A 2,372-nucleotide genomic window follows, 5' to 3' on the forward strand; every position below is an offset into this window, starting at 1 on the left:
GTCAATAAACAGGTTGATTGACCCACCGCCACCGCCACCGCCCCCGCCATCGCCAGCAAGCTGGCTTCTACAGGGTTAATGTGCGAGCGATGCCACCACAACCATTCAGGATTAGCGCTCGCCTTGCTTGCGACTCGCCGCCGCCGTCACCGCATATCCAATCAACGCTGCCAATATCGACCCGGTCAAAATCCCCATCCGGTCCATCCCGGCGTACTCACTGACGCCCGGTTCAAACGCCAGGGAACCGACAAACAAGCTCATGGTGAAACCAATCCCGCAGAGGATCGCAACCCCCAGCACCTGGCCCCAATTGGCGCCTTGGGGCAGGGCGGCGATGCCGGTTTTTACCGCGAGCCAGGTCAGGCCGAACACGCCAAGCGTCTTGCCCAGCAGCAGGCCGATTGCGATGCCCATCGGCACGTGATGGGTGAAGCTTTCGACGGTCACGCCGCTCAGGGACAGGCCGGCGTTGGCGAAGGCGAACAGCGGCAGGATGCCGTAGGCCACCCACGGGTGCAGGGCGTGTTCCAGCGTCAGCAGCGGCGACGGCTCGGCGTTTTTGGTGCGCAACGGGATGCAGAAGGCCAGGGTTACGCCGGCCAGCGTGGCGTGGACACCGCTTTTGAGTACGCACACCCACAGGATCAAACCGATGATCATGTACGGCCCGAGCTTGACCACGCCGAGCCGGTTCATCGCGATCAGCGCGACGATGCAGGCCGCGGCCAACGCCAGGGACAGGGTCGACAGCGCGCCGGAATAGAAGATTGCAATGACGATGATCGCGCCGAGGTCGTCGATGATCGCCAGGGTCATCAGGAACAGTTTCAGCGACACCGGCACACGCTTGCCCAGCAGGGCGAGGACGCCGAGGGCGAAGGCGATGTCGGTGGCCATCGGAATGGCCCAGCCACCGAGCGCAGCGGGGTTGTCACGGTTGAAGAACCAGTAGACCAACGCCGGCACGACCATGCCGCCAATCGCCGCAGCGCCGGGCAGGACCACCTGTGAAGGTTTCGACAGCTGACCGTCGAGGACTTCGCGCTTTACTTCCAGGCCGATCAGCAGGAAGAACAGGGCCATCAGGCCGTCGTTGATCCACAGCAGTGCCGGTTTGGCGATTTGCAGCGCGCCGACCTGAGCCACCACCGGGGTGTCCAGAAAGCTGCTGTAGAGCCACGACAACGGGGAGTTGTTGATGATCAAAGCCAGGGCTGCTGCGGCGATCAACAACAGACCGCTGGCAGCTTCCAACTGAAAGAAACGCGTGAAAGTGCTACGCAGAGGCAAGGTCGCTCTCCATCGAATAATCAAAAAGGTGGCACACCCTAACCCGTACCGTTAGTTGTTAAAACAAAAGTTATATTCTTTTTTGTTATATGCCATTACAGCACGAAAGGCGACACGGACCTGAGCCTAGCAGTTGCCGGACGTATTGAACCTCAGCTGTATCTGTGCGCGATGTCGGATTTTTCCTAAGCTTGTGGGCTGAGCCTTGTGCCAAGGCCGACTCAACGAGAAAACCATCATGAGCGACAACCGACAGTGGGCCCGGGAAGCGATCCGGATCATCGAAGCGGACTTCCAGCGCAGCGCCGACACCCACCTGATCCCCTTGCCGCTGCCGGGGTTGCCGGGCATCGAGTTGTATTTCAAGGATGAGTCGAGCCATCCCACCGGCAGCCTGAAACATCGCCTGGCGCGTTCGTTGTTCCTCTACGCGCTGTGTAACGGCTGGCTTAAACCCGGCGCACCAGTGATCGAAGCATCCAGCGGTTCGACGGCGATTTCCGAGGCGTACTTCGCCCGTTTGCTCGGCCTGCCGTTTATTGCCGTGATGCCGGCCACCACCTCCAAAGAGAAGATCGCGCAGATCGAGTTCTACGGTGGCAAGAGCCATTTGGTGGATGATCCGACGCAGATCTATGCCGAATCCGAGCGCCTGGCGCGCGAGCACGACGGGCACTTTATTGATCAGTTCACCTACGCCGAACGCGCCACCGACTGGCGGGCGAACAACAACATCGCCGAATCGATCTTCCATCAGATGCGTTTTGAACAGCACCCGGAGCCGAGCTGGCTGATTTCCAGCCCAGGCACCGGCGGCACCACGGCGACCCTCGGGCGATACGTGCGTTATCGCCAGCATTGCACTCGCGTGCTGTGCGCCGATGCCGAGCGCTCGGTGTTTTTCGATTACTACCTGACTGGCGATGCCAGCCTTCGCCTGGATCACGGTTCGCGGATCGAAGGCATCGGTCGGCCACGGGTCGAGGCGTCGTTTCTGCCAAAGGTGATTGATGCGATGGTCAAGGTGCCGGACGACCTGTCACTGGCGGCCATGCATTACCTGGCGCAGCGTTTGGGAC

General features: G+C 60.8%; 2 protein-coding genes. One reads left to right on the plus strand and one right to left on the minus strand.

The features are described 5' to 3' along the window. Positions 1-111: 111 nt before the first annotated feature. The gene (gene nhaA, locus KGB25_RS30340) at positions 112-1,293 is read right to left on the minus strand and encodes a Na+/H+ antiporter NhaA (RefSeq protein ID WP_008034612.1); all 1,182 of its coding nucleotides are present in this window, start codon (positions 1,291-1,293) and stop codon (positions 112-114) included. Between the two features lie 235 nt (positions 1,294-1,528). Here nhaA and KGB25_RS30345 point away from each other — a divergent pair. Next, positions 1,529-2,372: PLP-dependent cysteine synthase family protein (locus KGB25_RS30345; protein WP_223438007.1), on the plus strand; the 844-nt coding region annotated here is incomplete at its 3' end.

The sequence above is a fragment of the Pseudomonas sp. BF-RE-21 genome (assembly GCF_019947305.1).
Taxonomy (GTDB): domain Bacteria; phylum Pseudomonadota; class Gammaproteobacteria; order Pseudomonadales; family Pseudomonadaceae; genus Aquipseudomonas; species Aquipseudomonas migulae.